Annotated in this window: 24 protein-coding genes and 1 tRNA gene; 11 read left to right on the top strand and 14 right to left on the bottom strand. The window is 68.2% G+C overall.

Features of this window, described 5'->3' with window-relative positions; translation table 11 throughout:
- Positions 1-2: 2 nt before the first annotated feature.
- From ABD116_RS19165 to ABD116_RS19135, 7 genes are all read left to right on the top strand, one after another.
- A complete protein-coding gene (locus ABD116_RS19165) occupies positions 3-317 on the top strand; it encodes a hypothetical protein (RefSeq protein ID WP_343971580.1) in 315 nt (104 codons plus the stop codon).
- Positions 318-355: 38 nt separating this feature from the next.
- Entirely contained in the window at positions 356-547 is a 192-nt protein-coding gene (locus ABD116_RS19160; protein ID WP_343971577.1) for a hypothetical protein, read from the top strand.
- Positions 547-981, top strand: a complete 435-nt coding sequence (locus ABD116_RS19155; protein WP_343971574.1) for an RRQRL motif-containing zinc-binding protein — start codon at positions 547-549, stop codon at positions 979-981. The genes ABD116_RS19160 and ABD116_RS19155 overlap by 1 nt, the downstream gene beginning before the upstream one ends.
- Positions 982-1007: 26 nt before the next feature.
- Positions 1008-1880: a bifunctional DNA primase/polymerase gene (locus ABD116_RS19150; protein ID WP_343971571.1), complete on the top strand. Its 873-nt coding sequence runs from the start codon at positions 1008-1010 to the stop codon at positions 1878-1880.
- Positions 1877-3562, top strand: a complete 1686-nt coding sequence (locus ABD116_RS19145; RefSeq protein WP_343971568.1) for a YfjI family protein — start codon at positions 1877-1879, stop codon at positions 3560-3562. The genes ABD116_RS19150 and ABD116_RS19145 overlap by 4 nt, the downstream gene beginning before the upstream one ends.
- Positions 3563-3629: 67 nt before the next feature.
- Positions 3630-3863 (top strand): helix-turn-helix domain-containing protein, encoded by a 234-nt coding sequence (locus ABD116_RS19140; protein ID WP_343971565.1) that lies wholly within the window; start codon positions 3630-3632, stop codon positions 3861-3863.
- On the top strand, positions 3847-5034 hold the full coding sequence (locus ABD116_RS19135) for a tyrosine-type recombinase/integrase (RefSeq protein ID WP_343971562.1): 1188 nt from the start codon (positions 3847-3849) through the stop codon (positions 5032-5034). Before ABD116_RS19140 ends, ABD116_RS19135 begins: the two co-directional genes overlap by 17 nt.
- Positions 5035-5105: 71 nt before the next feature.
- Here the strand turns inward: ABD116_RS19135 and ABD116_RS19130 are convergent.
- The 6 genes from ABD116_RS19130 to ABD116_RS19105 all read right to left on the bottom strand — a co-directional run bounded on the left by ABD116_RS19130 (position 5106) and on the right by ABD116_RS19105 (position 7799).
- Positions 5106-5178 (bottom strand) — tRNA-Ala (locus ABD116_RS19130).
- 495 nt (positions 5179-5673) lie between these two features.
- Positions 5674-6318: a histidine phosphatase family protein gene (locus ABD116_RS19125; protein ID WP_343971559.1), complete on the bottom strand. Its 645-nt coding sequence runs from the start codon at positions 6316-6318 to the stop codon at positions 5674-5676.
- Complete coding sequence (gene rsfS / locus ABD116_RS19120) at positions 6315-6755, bottom strand: ribosome silencing factor (protein ID WP_343971556.1); 441 nt, start codon at positions 6753-6755, stop codon at positions 6315-6317. Before rsfS ends, ABD116_RS19125 begins: the two co-directional genes overlap by 4 nt.
- Before the next feature lie 41 nt (positions 6756-6796).
- A complete protein-coding gene (gene nadD, locus ABD116_RS19115; RefSeq protein ID WP_343971553.1) occupies positions 6797-7414 on the bottom strand; it encodes a nicotinate-nucleotide adenylyltransferase in 618 nt (205 codons plus the stop codon).
- Between the two features lie 18 nt (positions 7415-7432).
- Positions 7433-7591 (bottom strand): hypothetical protein, encoded by a 159-nt coding sequence (locus tag ABD116_RS19110; protein WP_343971550.1) that lies wholly within the window; start codon positions 7589-7591, stop codon positions 7433-7435.
- 79 nt (positions 7592-7670) lie between these two features.
- Complete coding sequence (locus ABD116_RS19105) at positions 7671-7799, bottom strand: hypothetical protein (protein ID WP_343971547.1); 129 nt, start codon at positions 7797-7799, stop codon at positions 7671-7673.
- Positions 7800-7928: 129 nt separating this feature from the next.
- Here ABD116_RS19105 and ABD116_RS19100 point away from each other — a divergent pair, with 129 nt between their 5' ends.
- Complete coding sequence (locus ABD116_RS19100) at positions 7929-8381, top strand: Lrp/AsnC family transcriptional regulator (protein WP_343971544.1); 453 nt, start codon at positions 7929-7931, stop codon at positions 8379-8381.
- On the opposite strand, the gene ABD116_RS19095 is transcribed toward ABD116_RS19100, so the two are convergent.
- On the bottom strand, positions 8338-9543 hold the full coding sequence (locus ABD116_RS19095) for an MFS transporter (protein ID WP_343971541.1): 1206 nt from the start codon (positions 9541-9543) through the stop codon (positions 8338-8340). The two genes, ABD116_RS19100 and ABD116_RS19095, sit on opposite strands and share 44 nt — an antisense overlap.
- An 80-nt stretch (positions 9544-9623) precedes the next feature.
- On the opposite strand from ABD116_RS19095, the gene ABD116_RS19090 reads away from it, so the two are divergent.
- Positions 9624-10490 (top strand): winged helix-turn-helix transcriptional regulator, encoded by an 867-nt coding sequence (locus ABD116_RS19090; protein ID WP_343971538.1) that lies wholly within the window; start codon positions 9624-9626, stop codon positions 10488-10490.
- Here ABD116_RS19090 and ABD116_RS19085 read toward each other — a convergent pair.
- A complete protein-coding gene (locus tag ABD116_RS19085) occupies positions 10483-11370 on the bottom strand; it encodes an alpha/beta fold hydrolase (RefSeq protein WP_343971535.1) in 888 nt (295 codons plus the stop codon). The two genes, ABD116_RS19090 and ABD116_RS19085, sit on opposite strands and share 8 nt — an antisense overlap.
- Before the next feature lie 66 nt (positions 11371-11436).
- Between ABD116_RS19085 and ABD116_RS19080 the strand changes: the two genes are divergently transcribed.
- Together ABD116_RS19080 and ABD116_RS19075 are read left to right on the top strand one after the other, a co-directional pair.
- Positions 11437-12054 (top strand): PadR family transcriptional regulator, encoded by a 618-nt coding sequence (locus tag ABD116_RS19080; RefSeq protein ID WP_343971532.1) that lies wholly within the window; start codon positions 11437-11439, stop codon positions 12052-12054.
- On the top strand, positions 12051-12737 hold the full coding sequence (locus tag ABD116_RS19075) for a 4'-phosphopantetheinyl transferase family protein (RefSeq protein WP_343971529.1): 687 nt from the start codon (positions 12051-12053) through the stop codon (positions 12735-12737). The genes ABD116_RS19080 and ABD116_RS19075 overlap by 4 nt, the downstream gene beginning before the upstream one ends.
- Here ABD116_RS19075 and ABD116_RS19070 read toward each other — a convergent pair.
- The 6 genes from ABD116_RS19070 to ABD116_RS19045 form a co-directional block, all read right to left on the bottom strand.
- The gene (locus tag ABD116_RS19070; protein WP_343971526.1) at positions 12727-13971 is read right to left on the bottom strand and encodes a glutamate-5-semialdehyde dehydrogenase; all 1245 of its coding nucleotides are present in this window, start codon (positions 13969-13971) and stop codon (positions 12727-12729) included. The genes ABD116_RS19075 and ABD116_RS19070 overlap by 11 nt on opposite strands.
- A gap of 200 nt (positions 13972-14171) precedes the next feature.
- Positions 14172-15284 (bottom strand): glutamate 5-kinase, encoded by a 1113-nt coding sequence (proB, locus tag ABD116_RS19065; protein WP_343971523.1) that lies wholly within the window; start codon positions 15282-15284, stop codon positions 14172-14174.
- Between the two features lie 224 nt (positions 15285-15508).
- A complete protein-coding gene (obgE, locus tag ABD116_RS19060) occupies positions 15509-17143 on the bottom strand; it encodes a GTPase ObgE (protein ID WP_425552098.1) in 1635 nt (544 codons plus the stop codon).
- Between the two features lie 122 nt (positions 17144-17265).
- Positions 17266-17526, bottom strand: coding sequence for a 50S ribosomal protein L27 (rpmA, locus tag ABD116_RS19055; RefSeq protein ID WP_020388387.1), 261 nt, complete (start codon positions 17524-17526; stop codon positions 17266-17268).
- 12 nt (positions 17527-17538) lie between these two features.
- Entirely contained in the window at positions 17539-17856 is a 318-nt protein-coding gene (gene rplU / locus ABD116_RS19050; protein ID WP_328335202.1) for a 50S ribosomal protein L21, read from the bottom strand.
- Positions 17857-17992: 136 nt separating this feature from the next.
- The coding region (locus ABD116_RS19045; protein WP_343971519.1) for an Rne/Rng family ribonuclease at positions 17993-19956 on the bottom strand (1964 nt) is incomplete at its 5' end.

Below are 19956 nucleotides of genomic sequence, written 5' to 3'. Positions count from 1 at the left end.
TGGTGCCCGCCAACCATCTCCTGTGGCTGTTCGCCTCGACCGTCGTACCCGCCAGCATCGTGACCGAGAACCAGCCACTCACCCACAACCAGCGCGTCGCCGTCTGGATCGGAACCGGCCTCGCGGCCATCGCGCTCTACCTCCTCGGCTGCCTGATCTTTCCCTACTCCAACTGCACCAAGTGCGCAGGCTCCGGCAAGTCTCGCGCCCCGCGCGGCAAGGCGTTCCGCAACTGCCGCCGCTGCAAAGGCACAGGCCGCCGGACCCGCGTCGGCAGCCGCCTCATCGACGCCCGCCGCAACCGCCGCAACCGCTGACCAGCCCGCACCACGACGCTCAGGAGACCCGAACCGCCATGGCCCGCAAACCCCGCAAGACCACTACCCGCAAGACCGACGACGAGCAGGCGCTGAGTCCGGCTGAGGAGTACCGCGCCGCGCTGGCCGACTTCACCTCCTACTCCACCGACAACGAGACGCCCGAAGCGCTGGCCGCCCGCGACCGGTTCGACCAGGCCGAAACGCGCCGCCGGTGGTGGCACTTCTGATGGCCGCGACGCTGATGGAACGCGCATCGCTGCACCCGGCCCGGTCGCAGTGGATCGAGCTGTGGAACGGCAAGTACGCACTCGGTTGGGACCACCACGGAACACCGGTGTTCCGGTACCGGTGGGCACCCGGCGGCCTGGCCGCCCGCCGCCAGCTCCGCGCAATGCGGATGTGTCCCGGCGGGCAGGAACCCTACGCGCTGCTGGTGTGGCGCAACGGGCAGCGGTGGGCCTGGCTCTACCGCCTCGACCTGGCCAAACCGTCGCGGACCGCGTCCCCGGCCCAGCTCAACGCCCTCGACAAAGCCATGCAGGCCCGCCGGACCTGCGGGCAGTGCCACCAGGTCGCCGACTACTGCATCCCCACCAGCGACGGCCGCTGCGTCGACTGCCAGACGCCGGCCTACGCCGACAGCTACGCGACTGCCGCCTGACCCTCCTCGAGTAAGGGATTCCTGCTGTGACAGACCTGCTGACCGCCGCCCTGGACGCCGCCGACCGTGGCTGGCCCGTGTTCGTGCTCGGACGCTCCAAGCGACCCGTAGCCAACTGCGAGGCCTGCCCCAAAGACGCGCACGATCCCGCGAGCTGCGGTCACCTGACCTGCCACGGCTTCTACGCCGCCACGACCGACCCCGCCCGCGTCGCCGCGATCGTCGCCGCTGTCCCGCAAGGTCAGCTCGCCGTCCGCACCGGCGCCGCGTCCGGACTGCTCGTCATCGACGTCGACCCCGCACACGGCGGCGACCACAGCCTGTCCGCTCTGATGACCGAACGGCTCGTGCCCCGGACCCTGCACGTCCACAGCGGGTCCGGCGGACTCCACCTCTACTACCGCCACCCCGGCCACTACATCGGGTCGCGCCCGATGCCCGAACGACCGGGGATCGACGTCAAAGCAGACGGCGGATACGTCGTCTTGCCGCCCTCGATCCACCACCGCACCCACCGCCCCTACCAGTGGGGCAGGCACGCCACCGACGTGGAGATGCCCCCTCCCGCACTTCTGGCCGCCTGCGAACCGCCCGAGCCGATCCGGACAGCGCCCGCCGGCCTCCCGGCCACCCGATCCGGAGGCGGGGGCATCTCCCACCCGGACAAGCTCCTGGCCGCCCACCTGAGCGCCGTACGCAACGCCCCGCAGGGCAAGCGCCGCACGACCCTCTACGGGGCTGCTAGAGGCGTCGCACGCCTTGTCCTGCTCGGAGCGATCGAGCAGGACGACGCCATCGCCGTACTCACCGACGCAGGACACGCAGCCGAGCAAAGCGACCGAGACATCCGAGCCGCCATCACCGGCGGATTCCGTGCCGAAGGGATCGCCGCAGCATGAGCACCGAACACATCGACTGGCACCTGATCGAGCCACCCGAAGACCCCTTCGACCCTGAGCCGATCACACCACCGACACCGATCAGGCAAACCCAAAACCTTCAGCACACACCCAGGCATCACGACCAAATGGGCGCCGACGGCGTCACCGCGGGCACTGATGCATTGGGCAACGAAATGCCGCCCTGGGACGGCGAACCCGTGCCGCTGAAGACCGATCGGATACTCAGGCCGTTCCCCGTCGATGTGTTCCCCGCATGGCTGGCCGACCAGGTCAGCGCCGTCGCCGAAGCGACCCAGACCCCGACCGACCTGGCCGGTTGCGTGGCACTCGCGTGCCTGTCCACGGCCGCCGGCGGCAAGGTGCTGGTCCAGGTCGACCGGTCCTGGCTCGAACAGGTCAACCTCTACACCACGATCGCCCTGCCACCCGGCTCGCGAAAGTCGCCGGTGTTCCGGGCGATGACCAGCGCCCTCAACGCCGCCGAAGCCGCGCTGCAAGAAGCGACCGCCGACCAGCGCACCGAAGCCGACTTCGCAGCCCGGATCGCCCACGCGAAAGCCGAAGACCTGGCCAAGAAAGCCGAACGCTCCACCGTCAACCCACAAGAGGCGCTCGCCGCCGCGACCGCCGCCGCCAAAGAAGCCGCCGCCATCGTCGTACCCGCAGTTCCCCGGCTGATGACCGACGACGTCACCCCGGAAGCGTGCGTGTCGCTGATGGCCGCACAGGGCGGCCGGATCGCCGTGCTGTCGGCCGAAGGCGACGTGTTCGCCACCCTCACCGGCACCCGCTACTCAGCCGCTCCCAACCTCGCCGTGTTCCTCAAAGCCCATGTCGGCGACACCATCCAAGTCGACCGCAAAGGCCGCGAATCCGAGGCGATCGAGCGGCCCGCCATGACGCTCGGAGTCACCACCCAACCCGCCACCCTCCAAGGCCTCGCAGCACAGCCCGGATTCCGCGACCGAGGCGTCCTGGGCCGCATCCTCTACAGCCTCCCCGTCAACACCGTCGGCCGGCGCAACAACACCCCGACCCCCGTCCCCGAAGCGACCGAGACCACCTACCGCGACGCCCTGCAAACCCTCGTCCTGCTCCTGGCCGACAACGACACCCCGCACCGCCTCGAACTCACCCCCGACGCACGGCAAGCCCTGCTCGACTTCCAAGACTGGATCGAACCCCGACTCCACCCCCGGACCGGACAACTCGCACCCATCACCGACTGGGCCTCCAAACTCGCTGGACACGTCGTCCGGATCGCCGCACTTCTCCACCTGGCCCACACCTTCACCACCGGCTACGCCGGCGCCATCAGCGCCGACACCATGCACGCCGCCGAACGCGTCGGCCGCTACTACCTCGACCACGCCCTAGCCGTTTACGACCTCATGGGCCGGTCCCACCCCGACCTCGACGACGCCCGCGACGTACTTGCCTGGATCACCAAGTTCTGCGACCGAACCGGTCGCGCCACCTTCGCTCGCCGTGATGCGCTACGCGGCCTCCAGAGCAACCGATTCCCGACTGCCGACGACCTGGACCCAGCTCTCAGGCTCCTCACCGAACACGGCCACATCAGGCTCAAGCCAACCGAAAAGAGCAGCAAGGGCGGCCGTCCCTCCCACTCCTACGAGGTACACCCGCGCGTCCTGATCGCCCCTGCGGAGGACCGATGACCATGAAGGTTTTGTCAGTTTTGTCAGTTCTGTCAGGCCATTTCGCTACTCCGAAGGAGCCACTCGCGTGACCGACTCCACCGTGACGCCGCTGGTACCGACTCGCGCTCTGTACACCGTTGCCGAGGCAGTCGTCCTGCTGAACTACAGCCGCAGCCAGGTCTACGAGCTGATCCGCCTGGGCCGCCTCGGAACCGTGTCCGAAGGCCGAAGCCGCCGTGTCCCGGCCGACGCCATCACCGAGTACGTGAACCTGCTGAAGATGGAAGCGAAGGAGGCCGGTAGTGCCGCAGCGGCGTAGCCAGGGCGACGGTGGCATCCATTGGGATGCCAGCAAGAATCGGTACATCGCAGTCGTGTACCTAGGACCCGCCCCGGCGGGCAAAACGCGACGGCCTCGGATCACGGCTAGCGCCACGACCAAGACTGCTGCTAAAGCGAAGCTGAAGGAGAAGCTGAAGCAAGCGGAGGACCGCGCCGCCCTCGCAGCCAAGGACTACACAATCGAGGAAGCCGTCAACGACTGGTTCGATTTCGGCCTGCACAAGCGTCAAGCGACGACCGTCAAGAATCTGCGCAGCCTGGCGAACACCCACGTCATCCCAGCTCTCGGCGCTCAGAAACTCCAGGCCTTGACCGCCGACGAGGTGGACGACTGGCTTGCCGAGAAAGCCAAAGTGCTCAGCACAGACACCCTCCGCCGGCTCCATTCGATTTTGCGTCGATCGATCATGCGGGCGCAGGCGAGGGAGAAGGTGCACCGCAACGTGGTGATGCTCTGTGAGATCCCGACCGGCAAGAGTGGCCGGCCGTCGAAATCGCTCACGCTGCACCAGGCAGAAACGCTCCTGCAAGCTGCCGAATCCTCGGTGATGCACGCCTACATCGTGGTGTCGCTGCTGACCGGAGCACGAACGGAGGAGCTGCGGGCGCTGACCTGGTCGAACCTCGACCTTGCTGGCAGGCCGAAGGCCGAACCTCCCGTACCACCGTCGATCCAGGTATGGCGCTCCGTGCGGGAGGGAGGCGATACCAAGACGCTCAAGTCCCGGCGAACACTTGAGCTGGCACAGCGCTGTGTGGAGGCACTAACGGATCACCAGGAGCGCCAGCAGGTTCGGAGGAAGGCAGCAGGACGCCGCTGGCAGAACCTCGACCTGGTCTTTGCCTCAGAGATCGGCACGCAGCTCGATGCCGCCAATGTGCGCCGGGCCTTTCGGAAGGTGGTCAAGGCGGCCGGGCTCGACCCTGCGATGTGGACGCCTCGCGAACTTCGGCACAGCTTCGTCTCGCTGCTGTCGAGCAAGGGCGTCCGGATCGAAGACATCTCGCGGCTGGTCGGGCACGCCAGCACGAACGTGACAGAGAAGGTCTACCGGCACGAGCTGCGACCAGTGCTCACCGAAGGCGCTACGAAGATGGACGAAATCTTTCCTGGTCAGGGCAGCGACGGGGCGAAAGAGAAGCCGTAGCCTCCCGATTAGCCTCCCGGGTCAAAAATCAGAGGCCCTTTCCCCGAAGGGAAAGGGCCTCTGATTTGCGGTGGAGCTTAGGGGATTCGAACCCCTGACCTCTTCCATGCCATGGAAGCGCGCTACCAACTGCGCCAAAGCCCCGCGGTGTCTTGCGGACTCCGGAAGTTTAGCGGATGGGAGGCCGCAAAGAAAAATCGGGTGGAGCGGGCGGGGAGGTGAGGAAGAGCACGGTGCGTGAGGGTGGTTTGCGGCGGGTCGGGGAGGGCTGGTGGTGGTAGTTGGCCGAGCCTCCCGACGGGCCAGCTGCGGGTATGCCGATGGGCGCGATGAGCCTCCTCCGACAAGAGACGGCGAGCGCGACGGCACTCACCGCGACGCAGGAGCGGTATCGCGCGACGCAGGAGCGCCGCAGAGGCAAGGAGGGCGGGTGGGAGCGCCCGGAGCTGGGACGCGTCGTAGGAACGGCCGGGCGGAGGGGGCGTGGGGAGCACTCCACCAGGTGCTGCCTGGGCCGGGCGGCCCGCCAGCCTTGTGGTTGCGCGGCGGAGGAGCGGCCTTAAACGCTGGGTGGGCGGGAGCGCCCCAGAGGTGGTCGCGACGTAGGAGCGGCCGGCGGCGGGACGCGTGGAGGTTCTTCTAGCGTTGTTGGTCGTCGCTCATGACTGGTTCGGGGAGGGAGCCGGCGTTCCATTCTTCTATTCGCCAGCCGTGGCGGCCGGGGAGTAGCGAGACCCAGTTGCAGTTGGAGAGGCCTCCGAAGGCGGGCCAGTGGGCTTGGGGGATGCCCAGGAAGAGGCAGATGCCTACTCGGGCGGCCAGGCCGTGGGTGGCGACGACGACGGTGTCGGAGGGTTCGCCGTGTTCGATGGCGCGCGCGAGGGCGGGGGCGAAGCGTTCGGCGACCTCTTCGACCGTTTCGCCGGCGGTGCCTCGGCGTTGGGGTTCGCCGGAGCGGATGCGGGCGGCTGCTTCCGGGTGGATGGCGGCCAGTTCGTCCATGGTCATGCCGGCCCAGTCGTCCACGTTGATTTCGCGGAGGGCTTCGTCGTACTCGACCTTGAGGCCGGTCAGGGCCGCGAGTTCACCGGCGGTGGCGGCTGCACGCTGGAGGTCGCTGGAGAAGAGGCGGGTGGGTGCCAGGGAGGCCAGGCGCGCGGCAGCTGCGCGCGCCTGGGCGACGCCTACTTCATCGAGGGGAATGTCTGCTTGGCCCTGGATTTTGTCTTGCAGGTTCCACTCGGTCCGGCCGTGGCGCCAGACGATCAGCCTGCCCGCTGTCATTCGGCTGAGGAGGGGGACGGGGCCGGGTCCTCGTCGGCGGTACGGTCGGCGATCACCGGTACTGCGATGGTGCCGTCCGCACCGGGCAGCGGGATGATCGGGCAGTCGCGCCACAGCCGCTCGAGGGAGTAGAAGTTGCGCTCCTCGTCGTGCTGGACGTGGACGACGATCTCCAGGTAGTCGAGCAGCACCCAGCGGCCCTCGCGGGCGCCTTCGCGGCGGACCGGCTTGGCGTCGAAGTCGACCCGGAGCTTCTCCTCGATCGCGTCGACGATCGCGCGGACCTGGCGGTCGTTGGAGGCGGAGGCGACCAGGAACGCGTCGGTGATGGCGAGCTGCTCGGAGACGTCGAACGCGAGAACGTTCTCGGCCTTCTTGTCGTGGGCCGCCTCGGCGGCCGCGGTGAGCAGCTCGATGGCGCGTTCGGTGGCAGGCATTGCGGTCCTTTGCTAGCGGTACAGGCTTGGTGGTGCGGGGCTTAGTGGTTGGTGTAGAGGTCGCGCTTGGCGATGTACTGGACGATCCCGTCGGGCACCAGGTACCAGGTCGGGTTGCCCTTCGCGACGCGCTGGCGGCACTCGGTCGACGAGATCGCCAGCGCCGGTACTTCGAGCAGCGTGATCCGGTCCATCGGGAGCTTGTCCAGCGGCAGTTCCTGCGACGAGTACCCCGGCCGGGTACAGCCGACGAACTGGGCCAGTTTGAACATCTCGTCGACGTCGCGCCAGGTGAGGATCTGGGCCAGCGCGTCGGCACCGGTGATGAAGAACAGCTCCGCGTCGGGGTAGAGCCTGGCCAGGTCCCGCAGCGTGTCGATCGTGTACGTCGGACCGGGCCGGTCGATGTCGACCCGGCTGACCGAGAACCGTGGGTTGGAGGCGGTCGCGATGACCGTCATCAGGTACCGGTCCTCGGGCGGCGAGACCTCGCGATCGAGCTTCTGCCAGGGCTGCCCGGTCGGCACGAAGATGACCTCGTCGAGGTCGAAGTACGCCTGTACTTCGCTCGCCGCCACCAGGTGACCGTGGTGGATCGGGTCGAACGTACCGCCCATCACGCCCAGGCGGCGCCCGGGGCGCACCCTCTCCGAATCCACGTCAGCTCACCAGGCCGCTCAGCTGTGCGGCCGGCCCTTGCCCATGATCACGGTGACGAGCAGCATCACGACCAGGACGAACAGGGCGAACCCGCCGTACCACCAAGGCGAGATGTGCGAGGCCTCGGTGGAGGCTTCTTCGGCGGCCGCGGACAGCGGCAGGAGGAGGGCATGCATGAGGCGAAGCCTATCTCTTGCCCACCTACGCGAGCGCGACCGGTGGGCGGCAAGCCCTGCCGGTCGCGCGGGAGGTGGGTCAGCTGTGCCGGATGTAGCGGGTCAGCAGCCGGCGCCAGGCGGACGGACCGGTGTAGTCGCGCTGGTGGATCGCGGCGACACGGCGCATCTCGTCGATGTGGGCACGGGCGACTTCGGGGGTGATCATGATTCCTTCACAAGGTTGTTCCAACGGGCTTCGATAGTTGAAATCGTACGCCAGAGACTGCTAGGACTCAAACGAATTGAAGGTAGATCAGTCGATCTCCCTACGAATCTGCGGTAAACGGAGGATGGCATGGACGCGATCGATCGGCAGCTGGTCGAGGCGCTGCGAGCCAACGGGCGGTCGAGCTGGGCCGAACTCGGCCGGGTGGTGGGTCTGTCGGGGCCGAGTGTCCAGGAGCGGGTGAAGCGGCTCGAGGAGCGCGGAGTGCTGCTCGGGTACCGCGCAGTGGTGGCCCCTGATCAGGTCGGCCTGGGGACCAGCGCCCTGGTGGGGTTGTTCCAGCGGGACGACGTGGAGACGGATGAGATCGTCGCTGGCGTCCGGGAGATCGCCGCGGTGGAGGACTGCTGGTTCGTCGCCGGCGACCAGGAGCTGGTCGTGAAGGTCCGAGTGGCGGACGTGACTCAGCTGGAGGCCGTAGTGGGCAGCCTGCGCCGGGTCAACGGGGTGGTGCGGACTAGGACGACCGTGGTGCTCTCTACCCGCTGGGAGGCCCGTCCAGCGCCTCTACCGGAGGCCTAGCCGGTACTACGGGCCGCCGACCGGCCAGGTAGGTGGTTGCCGCGGCCGCTAGTGCCAGAGCAGCCGCCAGCGGGTACAGGAGATGCGGGTGGTGCTGATAGGTGGTGCCACCCAGCGCAGGGGCCAGTGTCATGCCGGAGATCGACGCAGCGGCGTACAGACTGGAGAAGCGGCCGGTCATGCCCGCAGGGGCCGCGTCGACTGCCTGGGCGGTGGCAGTGGGCTTGTAGAGCATCTCCCCGGCAGTGATGAGCCCTACGGCCACAGCGGCCCCCACCAAAACGGGCCAGACACCTAGGACCGCTAGGCCAGCAGCGACCAAGGCGAAGCCGACAGCGATGACGCGCGACGCATGGTGGGACCGGAGGCGGATGGCCAGCGGTGCCTCGAGCAGCACGATGACTACCGAGCTCAGGCCGATCAGTACGCCGTACGCAACAGCAGGCGACCCCGCATCGTGCAGCACCAGCGGCAGAGTCGCGAAGAGCTGCCGGTAGACGGTGTCGATGACCACGATCGACGCGAGCAGCACCAGGACCGACTTGTCGGCGCGGAGGGCACGCCACACGCCCGACACCCGCTCAGCGGCCGCCACCCGGGTAGCGCTGGGGACGTACCTCCAGATGACGGCTGCGAGCACCAGACTGGAGACCGCGTCCAGCACGAAGACCAGCGAGAAGTTGTACGCAGCCAGCAGACCGCCAAGCGGCGGACCGATGGCAAAGCCGGCATTGCTGGCCGAGCGCGACAGCGCGATCCCCTCCCGTCGACGCTCGACAGGCAGTGCCAGCGCGACGAGAGCACTCAGATTGGGACGGGTCGCGCCACCACAGAGACCAGCAACTGCCGCTAGCGGCGCTAGCCCACCGAGAGGCACAAACAGCATCGCGAGGCAGGCAACAGCCCACGACAGCTGACTGGCGACAGCCGCGCCCCGCAGCCCGAACCGGTCGCCGAACCAGCCACCGGACAGGTTCCCGAGCAGCAACCCCACCCCGTACGCCGCTGCCGCAAAGCCGGCCTCCTGCGGCGACATCCCGCGATCCTCGACCAGGTACAGGGTGAAGTAGATCCACGCGAGCGACCCGGCCGAGCTAACCAACTGCCCGACCATCACCGCCTTGAGCCACCCCGGGAGCTCGGCCACTCGTTGCCAGTACATCCAGCACCCCCGAAGTAGAGTAAGTTCCTAAAGGGAACTTACAAGGCCGGATAGCGTGGGAGCAAGCAGAGGAGGCTGTCGTGCGGCGTAGTAGCTACTCCCCCGAGCCCGACTGTGCGATCGCCCAGTCTCTCGGGGTGGTCGGAGACGGGTGGGAGTTGCTGATCGTCCGGGACCTGGCCCGCGGGCTGGACCGGTTCGACCTGCTGGCCGAGTCGCTGCGGATCTCGCGGAAGGTGCTGACCGAGCGGCTCAACAGCCTGCTCGACAGCGGCGTGGTCGAGCGCGTGGCCTACCAGGAGCGCCCGCCCCGGTACGCCTACAAGCTCACCCCTCGCGGCCGCGCCCTGCTCCCCGTGCTGGTCGCCCTCCAGGACTGGGGCGACCGCTGGCTGCTCGGTGACGGCGAGCTCACCGGCACCAACGCACCCGAGGAGGCCCCGGCCCACCGCATCCACGAACTGGTCGGCACACGCATCCCCGCCGACCTCCTCCTACCGGCAGGCCAGCAGCTCAGAGATGTGGTCGACGAAACCGCGCAAGCGACGATCATCTTCGGCTATCCGGCTACGGGCAGTCCGAGCAAGCTGCCGGAAGGCTGGGAGGACATCGCCGGGACAACCGGCTGCACGCTGGAGAACAAGCTGTTCGCTGAGCGCGCCACAGACTTCACATCAGCCGGGATCGCCGTCCACGGCGTCAGCACCCAGCGCCCCGACGAGCAGCAGACCTTCGCCGAGCTGGAGAACATCCCGCACATCCTGCTCTCCGACACCGAGTTGACCCTGACCGCCGCCCTCCGCCTGCCCACCTTCCGGGCGGGCGGCTACGAGCGCCTCAAGCGCCACATCCTGATCGTCGCCCCGACCCGCGAGATCAAGGCGGTCCTCTACCCGATCACCGACATCCCGGCCGCGATCGACTGGGCCTACACGACGGCTACCTGAAAGCAGCCCGTACTTCGGCCGCGATCCTCCCGACAGCCTCGGCGCTACCGGTCGAGTTGATCTCACTCGGATCGCTCGACGAACCATGATCAAGACCGTCGAACTCCACCCGCCGGCACGACGCAAGCACCTCAGCCAGCGCGTCGCGCCCCGGCGCCAGGAACGGCAGGCCCTTGCTGCCACCCATCAACAGCACCTCGGCAGCAACATCGCGGAACTCCTCGAACCGCCCGGCCAGCTCGACGATCAGCGCGCCCTCGTAGTGCACCGTCGGCGCCAGCTTCCGCAAGGTGATGTCGTCCGGCCCGGCCGCCCGGTCCTCCTTCTTCAGCAGCTTCTCGGTGATCGCGGCGAGCAGTCGCCGGGGCATCACCTTGAAGGCCACCGGCGCCAGCTCCAGGCCGTACATGCTGGTGATCATCGCCGCCGCAATGTTGCCTTCGGCAACTTCACGGTCGAAGCGGGCCAGCCAGGCAGCATGCGGAGCCGGGTCGGCGACCAGGGCCGGTTCGTAGACGGCGACTTTGCTCAGCATCGGCAGCGCGCGGGCCGCGGCCAGCACGATCGCGCCGCTTGCGCTGACCCCGAAGGCTCGAGTGGCCCCGGCGTCACGTAGTACCGCCTCGAGATCCTCGATCTCGGTCTGCACCGAGTGGTCCGGACGATGCGGCCCGGACAGGCCGCGACCGCGGCGATCCGGGAGGTAGACGGTGAAGTCGCCGGCCAGCGCCCTGGCGAGCAGCGTGTGGCTGCGAGCGGACTCCATGCTGCCGTGCAGCAGCACGACCGCCGGACCGCTGCCGGTCTTCCAGTAGCCGATCCGGGTGCCGTCCCGCGACGTCACGGATCCCTGAGTCAATCCTTCGAGGTCTGTAGTCATGGCCCAATAGTTACATCTACTCTAGTTACATTGCAACTAGTTTCTCTGACCTCTAGACTGCTGCCCATGGAGCCGATCTTCCGCCGTTCGCCGCTGGCACTCGCGATCCTCGGCCTGCTGGAGAACGGGCCGCTGCATCCGTACGGCATCCAGCGGCTGATCAAGCAGTGGGGCAAGGACCAGGTGGTCAACGTCGGCCAGCGCACCAGCCTGTACCGGATGATCGTCCGCCTCGAGGAGGCCGGGCTGATCGCCGTCGGGGACACCGAGCGCGACGAGCGCTACCCCGAGCGCACCACCTATCAGCTGACCGACCGCGGCCGGGCTGCATCGCGGGCGTGGCTCGCGGAGATCGTGTCCACCCCACGCAACGAGTTCCCCGAGTTCCCGGCCGCGCTGTCGTTCATCATGTTGCTGACTCCGGAGGCGGCGGCCGGGCTGTTCGAGGAGCGGCGTGAGCAGCTCACCCGGCGGATCGACTCGCTCGACGCCGACCTCGCCTCGGAGTACGAAGGCGCTCCGGTACCGCGCGTAGTGCTCGTCGAGACGGAGTACCAGAAGGCGATCACCGTCGCCGAGCTGCACTGGATCGATGGGCTGCTCGATGACCTGCGCAGCGGCGCCTTGAGCTGGGAAGCCGCGCTCCGGCCAAGCCAGACCACGATCGATCAGGCGATGGCGTGACAGTGGAGATCTGGTGGGGCCGTACTGCGGACGCGCGGCCTGGCCTGGTGGCGGAGCTGAACGCGGCCGAGCGGGACCGGATGGCCGCCTACGCGCGCGACGAGGACAAGAGCCGGTTCGTGGTCGGCGCCACGATCGTGCGGCGGGTGCTGGCGGGCAAGCTGGGCCGCTCCCCCGCCGATGTCGTGATCGACCGGACCTGCCCGGACTGCGGTCGCCAGCACGGGAAGGTTGTTGCCGACGGCATGCAAATCTCGGTGTCGCACTCGGGTGACCGGATCGTCGTCGCGTTCCATCCGGTGGCGGCGGTGGGCGTGGATGTCGAGTTGATCAACCCGTCGATCGACACGGCGTCGCTCGCTACGGTGAGCCTTTCCGATCTGGAGGCTGACGAGCTTGCCGCGTTTCCGGCCGATGCTCGCGCGCGGGCCTTCACGCAGTACTGGACTCGCAAGGAAGCCGTGGTGAAGGCGACCGGGGACGGGATCGCCGCGGATCTGCGCAAGGTGGTCGTCAGCGCGCCGGATCAGCCGGCCGCGCTGCGGGAGTGGGCCGGGTACGACGGGCCGGTGCGACTGGTGGATCTGCCGGCCGGCGTCGAGTACGCGGCAGCGCTGGCAATGCTGTCGGATGAAGACCTCGAGGTCCGTTCGTTCGACGCTGCCCCACTGCTCAGGTCCTGATCTGGCCTTCGCCGATCACCACGTACTTCGTGGACGTCATCTCCGGCAGTCCCATCGGTCCCCGCGCGTGCAGCTTCTGCGTCGAGATCCCGATCTCGGCACCGAACCCGTACTCCCCACCGTCGGTGAATCGGGTGCTCGCGTTGACCACCACGGCGGCCGAGTCGACGGCCTGCACGAACCGCCGCGCCGCAGCCTGTGACCGGGTGATGATCGCGTCGGTATGTGCCGAGCTGTACTTCCGGATGTGCAGAACCGCCGCCTCCAGGTCAGCCACCACAGCCGCCGAAAGATCCAGCGAGCTGTACTCCGTGCCGTAGTCCTCATCCGTCGCGGCGACAACATCCTTGCCAGCAGCAACAACCGCCGGGTCACCGTGGACGGTCACACCGGCCGCGGCCAACGCCGGCAACGCCTTGGCCAGGAACTCGTCCGCGACATCCGCGTGCACCAGCAGCGACTCGGCCGCGTTGCACACGCTCGGGCGCTGCGTCTTGGAGTTGAGCAGGATCGTGAGGGCGAGATCGAGATCCGCCTCCGCGTCGACGTACACGTGGCAATTGCCGACGCCCGTCTCGATCACCGGCACGGTCGACTCGGTGACGACGGTCTGGATCAGGCCGGCTCCCCCACGCGGAATCAGTACGTCGACCAGCCCGCGCGCCTGCATGAGCTCCTTCACGGCCGCGCGGTCGCCGGGCACGCCCTGGATCACGTCAGCCGGCAACCCCGCTTCGACGACGGCTGAGCGGAGTACGGCGATGATCGCTTCGTTCGACGCGGCTGCCGACGAGGAGCCGCGCAGCAGCACCGCGTTGCCGGACTTGAGGCAGATCCCGGCGGCATCGGCCGTGACGTTGGGCCGGGCCTCGTAGATGATCCCGACGACGCCGAACGGCACCCGCACCTGACGCAGCTCGAGTCCGTTGGGCAGCGTGTACCCGCGGACGACCTCGCCGACCGGGTCGACCAGTCCGGCCAGCTGCTCGAGTCCCGCAGCCATCGCGTCGACCCGCTGCGGGTCCAGCGCAAGACGGTCGACGGTCGATTCCGGCGTACCGGACTCCCGGGCGGCCGCCACGTCCTTGGCGTTGGCCGCCACGATCTCGTCAGTACCCGCCCGCAATGCCGCCGCCATCGCCTTCAGCGCAGCATCCTTGGTCGCCCGCGACGCCGCAGCCAACGCGTAGGAAGCCTCACGCGCGTTCCGGCACAACTCGATGATCTCGCTCACCCCTACATCGTAGGACGACCCCCCACCCCCCTGCCCAACCGTCTCAGCCGGGCAACACCATGCGCCACGGGCACCGCTGCGGCGAGCAGGAGAGTTGTGTCCCGAGCGACAGGACATAGTGCAGGTACGACGCGCAGCGGCCGCCTCGCTGAGCGTGGCGGCTGGCCGAGTGGTCGACTATGTCCTGTCGCTCGGGACGATCACAGCAGGACGAGGTCGTCGCGGTGGACTACCTCGCGTTCGTAGGTGGGGCCGAGATCGCGCGCCAGGTCACGGGTCGAGCGGCCAAGCAGCCCAGGTAGCTCGACGGCGTCGTAGTTCACCAGCCCGCGGGCGACAACCACCCCGGTGGCTGAAACCAGGTCAACCGGATCGCCTGCGGAGAAGCTGCCTTCCACAGCGGTGATGCCGGCTGGGAGGAGGGAGCTGCGGCGTTCGGTGACGGCTCGGATGGCGCCTTCGTCGAGTACTAGGCGACCTAGGCCTGAGGTGGCGTGGGCCAGCCAGAGGAGGCGGGTTTTGCGGCGGCGGCCGGTGGGGTGGAAGAGGGTGCCTACCCGGTCGCCGCGGAGGGCTTCGCCGACTCGGGCGGCTGAGGTGAGGACGACCGGGATCCCTGCCTCGGTGGCGATTGCGGCCGCTTCGACCTTCGTTTGCATGCCGCCGGTGCCGACGCCGGAGCTGCCCGTCCGGCCGATCTGGAGTGGCAGCAGGTCAGCGGGACCGCGGACGTCGGTGAGCATCGTCGTACCGGGTTTGCGCGGGTCGCCGTCGTACAGGCCGTCGACGTCGGAGAGCAGGACGAGCAGGTCGGTGTGGACGAGGTGGCTGGTCAGCGCGGCCAGCCGGTCGTTGTCGCCGAAGCGGATCTCGGTGGTCGCGACGGTGTCGTTCTCGTTGACGATCGGGACGACGCCGAGCTCCAGCAACCGCGCGAAGGTTCGGTAGGCGTTGCGGTAGTGGCTTCGCCGGGTGACGTCGTCGACGGTCAGCAGCACCTGGCCGACGCGGAGTCCGTGCGCGGCGAAGGCATCGGAGTACCGCGCCATCAGCAGCCCTTGGCCGACCGACGCGGCCGCCTGCTGGGTGGCGAGATCGCGTGGACGCGAGCGCAACCCCATCGGCGCCAGGCCGGCCGCGATCGCGCCGGAGGAGACCAGCACGACCTCGGTACCTTCGACCCGGCGCGCGGCGATCGCGTCGACCAGCAGCCGCAGCCGTTCCAGGTCGATCCGGCCGCGCTGGGTCAGCGACGACGAACCGACCTTCACGACGATCCGCCCGGCCTTGACGACTTCAACCCGTTGCGTCATGAGTTTTCCTGACTCAGTACGAGCAATCGAAGAGCCGGCGTCGTCGACGGCCTTCAAAGACTAGTGTCCCGTAAGCGATGTAGCTTGAACGATAGCGGCGTCCAGGTGCGTGCATCGCGGTGCTTGAGCAGTGGCCTCGATGCGGAGCATCGTGGGCGCTGGGCAAGTGCCGCGAGGTGCGTGCCTGGGCGCCGATAGCGTCAAGCTACATCGCTTACGGGGCACTAGTTGTTGCTCTCGGCATCTATGTCGATGGTCTCACCCAGCGCGTAGAGCCGCTCGGCCTCCAGCTCCTGGGCAGCGGCCAGCTCGCGGGCTTGTTTGCGCGCGAGCTTCTCGGCGGCCTTCTGAGCCGCCTTCGCCTCCGCCGGGGTCAGGTCGACCTCGTCCTCGACCCAGCCCTGACCGTACTCCGACAGGTCCTTCGGGCGCTCGATCTCGCCCTCCCGCAGGGCGTGGTACTGGTAGTCCTTGTCCTTGCGGCGCTGCGCGGCCGGACGGTCCTCGTCCAGTCGCTGGTCCTCGCCACGGCGGGACAGCAGCTCGGCGCCAGCCTGTACTTCGGGAGCGAAGTCGAAGACGACCGAGTTGGGAGCATCGCCGATCGTCACCTCGTCGCCGGCCACCGCGCCCAGCTCGAGCAGTTGCCGCTCGACCCCGAGCCGGTTCAGCCGGTCGGCCAGGTACCCGGTCGCCTCGGCGTTGGTGAAGTCGGTCTGCCGGATCCAGCGCTCGGGCTTCTCGCCCTGGATCAGCCAGCCGCCGTCCGGGGTCTTCTTGACCTTGAACTCCGGTCCACCGGTCGCGCGCGGCCGCAGGATGATCCGGGTGGTGTCCGGCTTCTCCTCCTCGGCGCGCCGCTTCTCGACGATCTCGGCCATCGCGAACTTCAGCGCGTCCAGGCCTTCGTGGCTGGCGGTCGAGATCGGGAACACCTTGTAGCCGCGCTGCTCGAGCTCGGCCGTCACCATCTCGGCGATCTCCTTGGCGTCCGGCACGTCGATCTTGTTCAGCGCGATCAGCCGCGGCCGGTCCTCCAGCCCGCCATGGGCCTTCAGCTCGGCCTCGATCGTGTCGAGGTCGCTCAGCGGGTCGCGGCCCGGCTCGTACGTCGCACAGTCGATCACGTGCACCAGCGCCGCACAGCGCTCGACGTGGCGGAGGAAGTCATGGCCGAGACCGCGGCCCTCGCTCGCACCCTCGATCAGGCCCGGCACGTCGGCCACGGTGAAGATGTGCTCACCGGCGACGACGACGCCCAGGTTGGGGATCAGCGTGGTGAACGGGTAGTCCGCGATCTTCGGGCGGGCCCGGCTGATCGAGGCGATCAGCGAGGACTTGCCGGCGCTCGGGAAGCCGACCAGACCGATGTCGGCGACGACCTTGAGCTCGAGCACGATGGTGCGCTCTTCGCCGTCCTCGCCGAGCAGGGCGAAGCCGGGCGCCTTGCGGCTGGAGCTGGCCAGGGCCGCGTTGCCCAGACCGCCCTTGCCGCCGGCGGCCGCGACGTACTCCGAGCCGGCGCCGACCAGGTCGGCCAGCACCTCGCCTTCCGGAGTGCTGACGACCGTGCCGTCCGGGACGGGCAGGATGATGTCGCCGCCCTTGCTGCCGGCCTGGTGATCGCCCTTGCCCTGCTGGCCGTTCGTGGCCGATCGGTGCGAGGACCGGTGGTAGTCGACGAGCGTGGTCTGGTCGAGGTCGACGCGCAGGATGATGCTGCCGCCGTCGCCGCCGTTACCGCCGTCGGGTCCGCCGAGGGGCTTGAACTTCTCGCTGTGCACCGAGGCGCAGCCGTTTCCGCCGTTGCCACCGGTGACGTGCACCGTGACCCGGTCGACAAAGCTGGGGATCGCCATCGGAGTACTCAACTTCCTGCTGGGAAAAGACGTCTTCTCGATACATAGCCGAAGGGCGGGCCGCGCTATTCCGCGGACCCGCCCTTCGAAAAGGCTGTGTTACTTCGAACCGGGTGGCGGTGTTACTCCGCCGGGGCCGGGACGATGTTGACGACGCGGCGACCGCGACGGACACCGAACTCGACCTTGCCCTCGGCCAGCGCGAACAGGGTGTCGTCGCCGCCACGGCCGACCAGGGTGCCCGGGTGGAAGTGGGTGCCCCGCTGGCGAACGATGATCTCGCCGGCGTTGACCAGCTGGCCGCCGAAGCGCTTCACGCCGAGCCGCTGCGCGTTGGAGTCGCGACCGTTACGGGTCGACGCTGCTCCCTTTTTGTGTGCCATGTTTTATTCAGCTCACTTCTTCTTGGCGTCGATCGCGGTGACCTTGACCTGGGTGTAGTGCTGACGGTGCCCCTGGCGCTTGCGGTAACCGGTCTTGTTCTTGTACTTGAGGATGTGGATCTTCGGGCCCTTGGTACGGCCCAGAACCTCAGCCGAGACGGCCACCTTGGACAAAGCGGCGGCATCGGTCGTCACGGTGTCGCCATCGACGACGAGGACTGCGGTCAGCGAAACCGTGTCGCCGACCTGGTCCGTCAGGCTGTCGATCTCGATGACATCGCCGACGGCGACCTTCTGCTGGGTGCCGCCACTGCGCACGATCGCGTACACCGTGGATCTCACTCTCTATTGTTCGGAAGTCTTAGAACTGCGGGGCCTGCATGTGTACTGCCTACCGCGGCCCACACAAAGGAGGCACGCATGACGCGCGCCGAATGACAAGAATACGGCGCGCGCCACGAGCGGGTCAAACTGGGGTGGACGCCAGCTCCGGAGTGCTCACTCCGGTGTCGGATCCGTTGTTACCTGCATCACTGTCACCGCTGTCCGCGGCCTTGCTCCGGCTCCGGCTGCTGCGCCGGCGCCTGGTACTGCCGTTCCGCCCGGAACCGTTCTGCTGGGCCACGGCGGCGTCGTCGGCCTGCGACGGCTCCTCGTGGCTCTGCTCGACCTGTGAGTGGTCGTCCTGGGCGGGAGTCTCGTGGTGGGGAGCAGCCTGCTCACCGTTGGCGGCGGCCGAGGCAGCCGCGATCTGAGCCAGGCGCTGGGCAGCATCACCATTCGTGTGGTGCTCCGCCTGCTCGGCCTGCTCGTCGTCGCGACGGCCCTTGCCGCGGTTGCGGCTGCGGGTCGTGGTCTTCTTGGCGGCGTCGCCCTCGGGCTTCTGCTCGTGCGAGTGCTGCTGTTGCTGCTGCCCGCGGCTACGCCCGTCGTTGTCGCGGCGACGCGACTCCTTCGGCTCGTCGTGCAGGACCAGCCCACGGCCACCGCAGTGGTCGCAGTTCTCGCTGAACGCCTCCAGCAGGCCGGTGCCGATCCGCTTGCGGGTCATCTGGACCAACCCGAGCGACGTCACCTCCGCCACCTGGTGCTTGGTCCGGTCACGGCCCAGGCACTCGACCAGCCGGCGCAGCACCAGGTCGCGGTTGAGCTCCAGCACCATGTCGATGAAGTCGATCACGATGATGCCGCCGATGTCGCGCAGCCGGAGCTGGCGGACGATCTCCTCGGCCGCTTCCAGGTTGTTCTTGGTGACCGTCTCCTCGAGGTTGCCCCCGGAGCCGGTGAACTTGCCGGTGTTGACGTCGACCACCGTCATCGCCTCGGTCCGGTCGATGATCAGCGAACCACCCGACGGCAGCCAGACCTTGCGGTCCAGCGCCTTCTTGATCTGCTCGTCGATCCGGTAGTTCGAGAACACGTCGCCGGAGGCGTTGTAGTCCCACTTCTCCACCCGGTCGGCCAGGTGCGGAGCGACGTACGAGACGTACTCCTTGACCTGGTCGTAGGCGTCGTCACCGGAGATGACGAGCTTGGAGAAGTCCTCGGTGAACAGGTCGCGGACGACCCGGATCAGCAGGTCGGGCTCGCCGTGCAGCAGTGCTGGCGCCTGGCCGGACTTCGACTTCTTGTCGATCTCCGTCCAGTACGACTGCAGCCTGCTGACATCCGAGGTCAGCTCCTCCTCGGTCGCGCCCTCGGCGGCGGTACGCACGATCACGCCCGCCTCGTCCGGGACGATGTCCTTGAGGATGCCCTTGAGCCGGTTCCGCTCGGTGTCGGGTAGCTTGCGGCTGATCCCGCCGTTGCCGCCGCGCGGTACGTACACGACGTACCGGCCGGGCAGGCTGATCTGGTTGGTGAGCCGGGCGCCCTTGTGGCCGATCGGGTCCTTGGTCACCTGGACCAGGACCGCCTGACCGGACTTCAGCACCTGCTCGATCTTGCGCGGGCCGTTGGCGCCACCGAGGGTGGCCCAGTCCACCTCACCGGCGTACAGGACCGCGTTGCGGCCCTTGCCGATGTCGATGAACGCGGCCTCCATGGAGGGCAGCACGTTCTGCACGCGGCCGAGGTACACGTTGCCGATCAGCGAGCTCTGCTCGGCCGTCGTCACGTAATGCTCGACCAGGACGTTGTCCTCGGAGACCGCGATCTGGGTCAGGTCGTCGCGGGCCCGGATCACCATCGTCCGCTCGACCGACTCGCGCCGGGCCAGGAACTCGGCCTCGGTGACGATCGGCGCGCGGCGGCGGCCGGCGGCGCGGCCCTCGCGGCGGCGCTGCTTCTTCGCCTCCAGCCGGGTCGATCCCTCGACCGCGGTGATCTCGTTGTTGACGGTCTTGCTGCGCGGCTCACGGACGCGGACGACGGTCTCGTCCGGGTCGTCGGCCGCGATGCCGGTGTCCTCGCCCTTGCGGCGGCGACGGC

Source organism: Kribbella koreensis (genome assembly GCF_039525325.1).
GTDB lineage: Bacteria > Actinomycetota > Actinomycetes > Propionibacteriales > Kribbellaceae > Kribbella > Kribbella koreensis.
The sequence above is the reverse complement of the archived record's forward strand: the minus strand, read 5'-3'. Positions and strand labels throughout refer to the sequence as shown.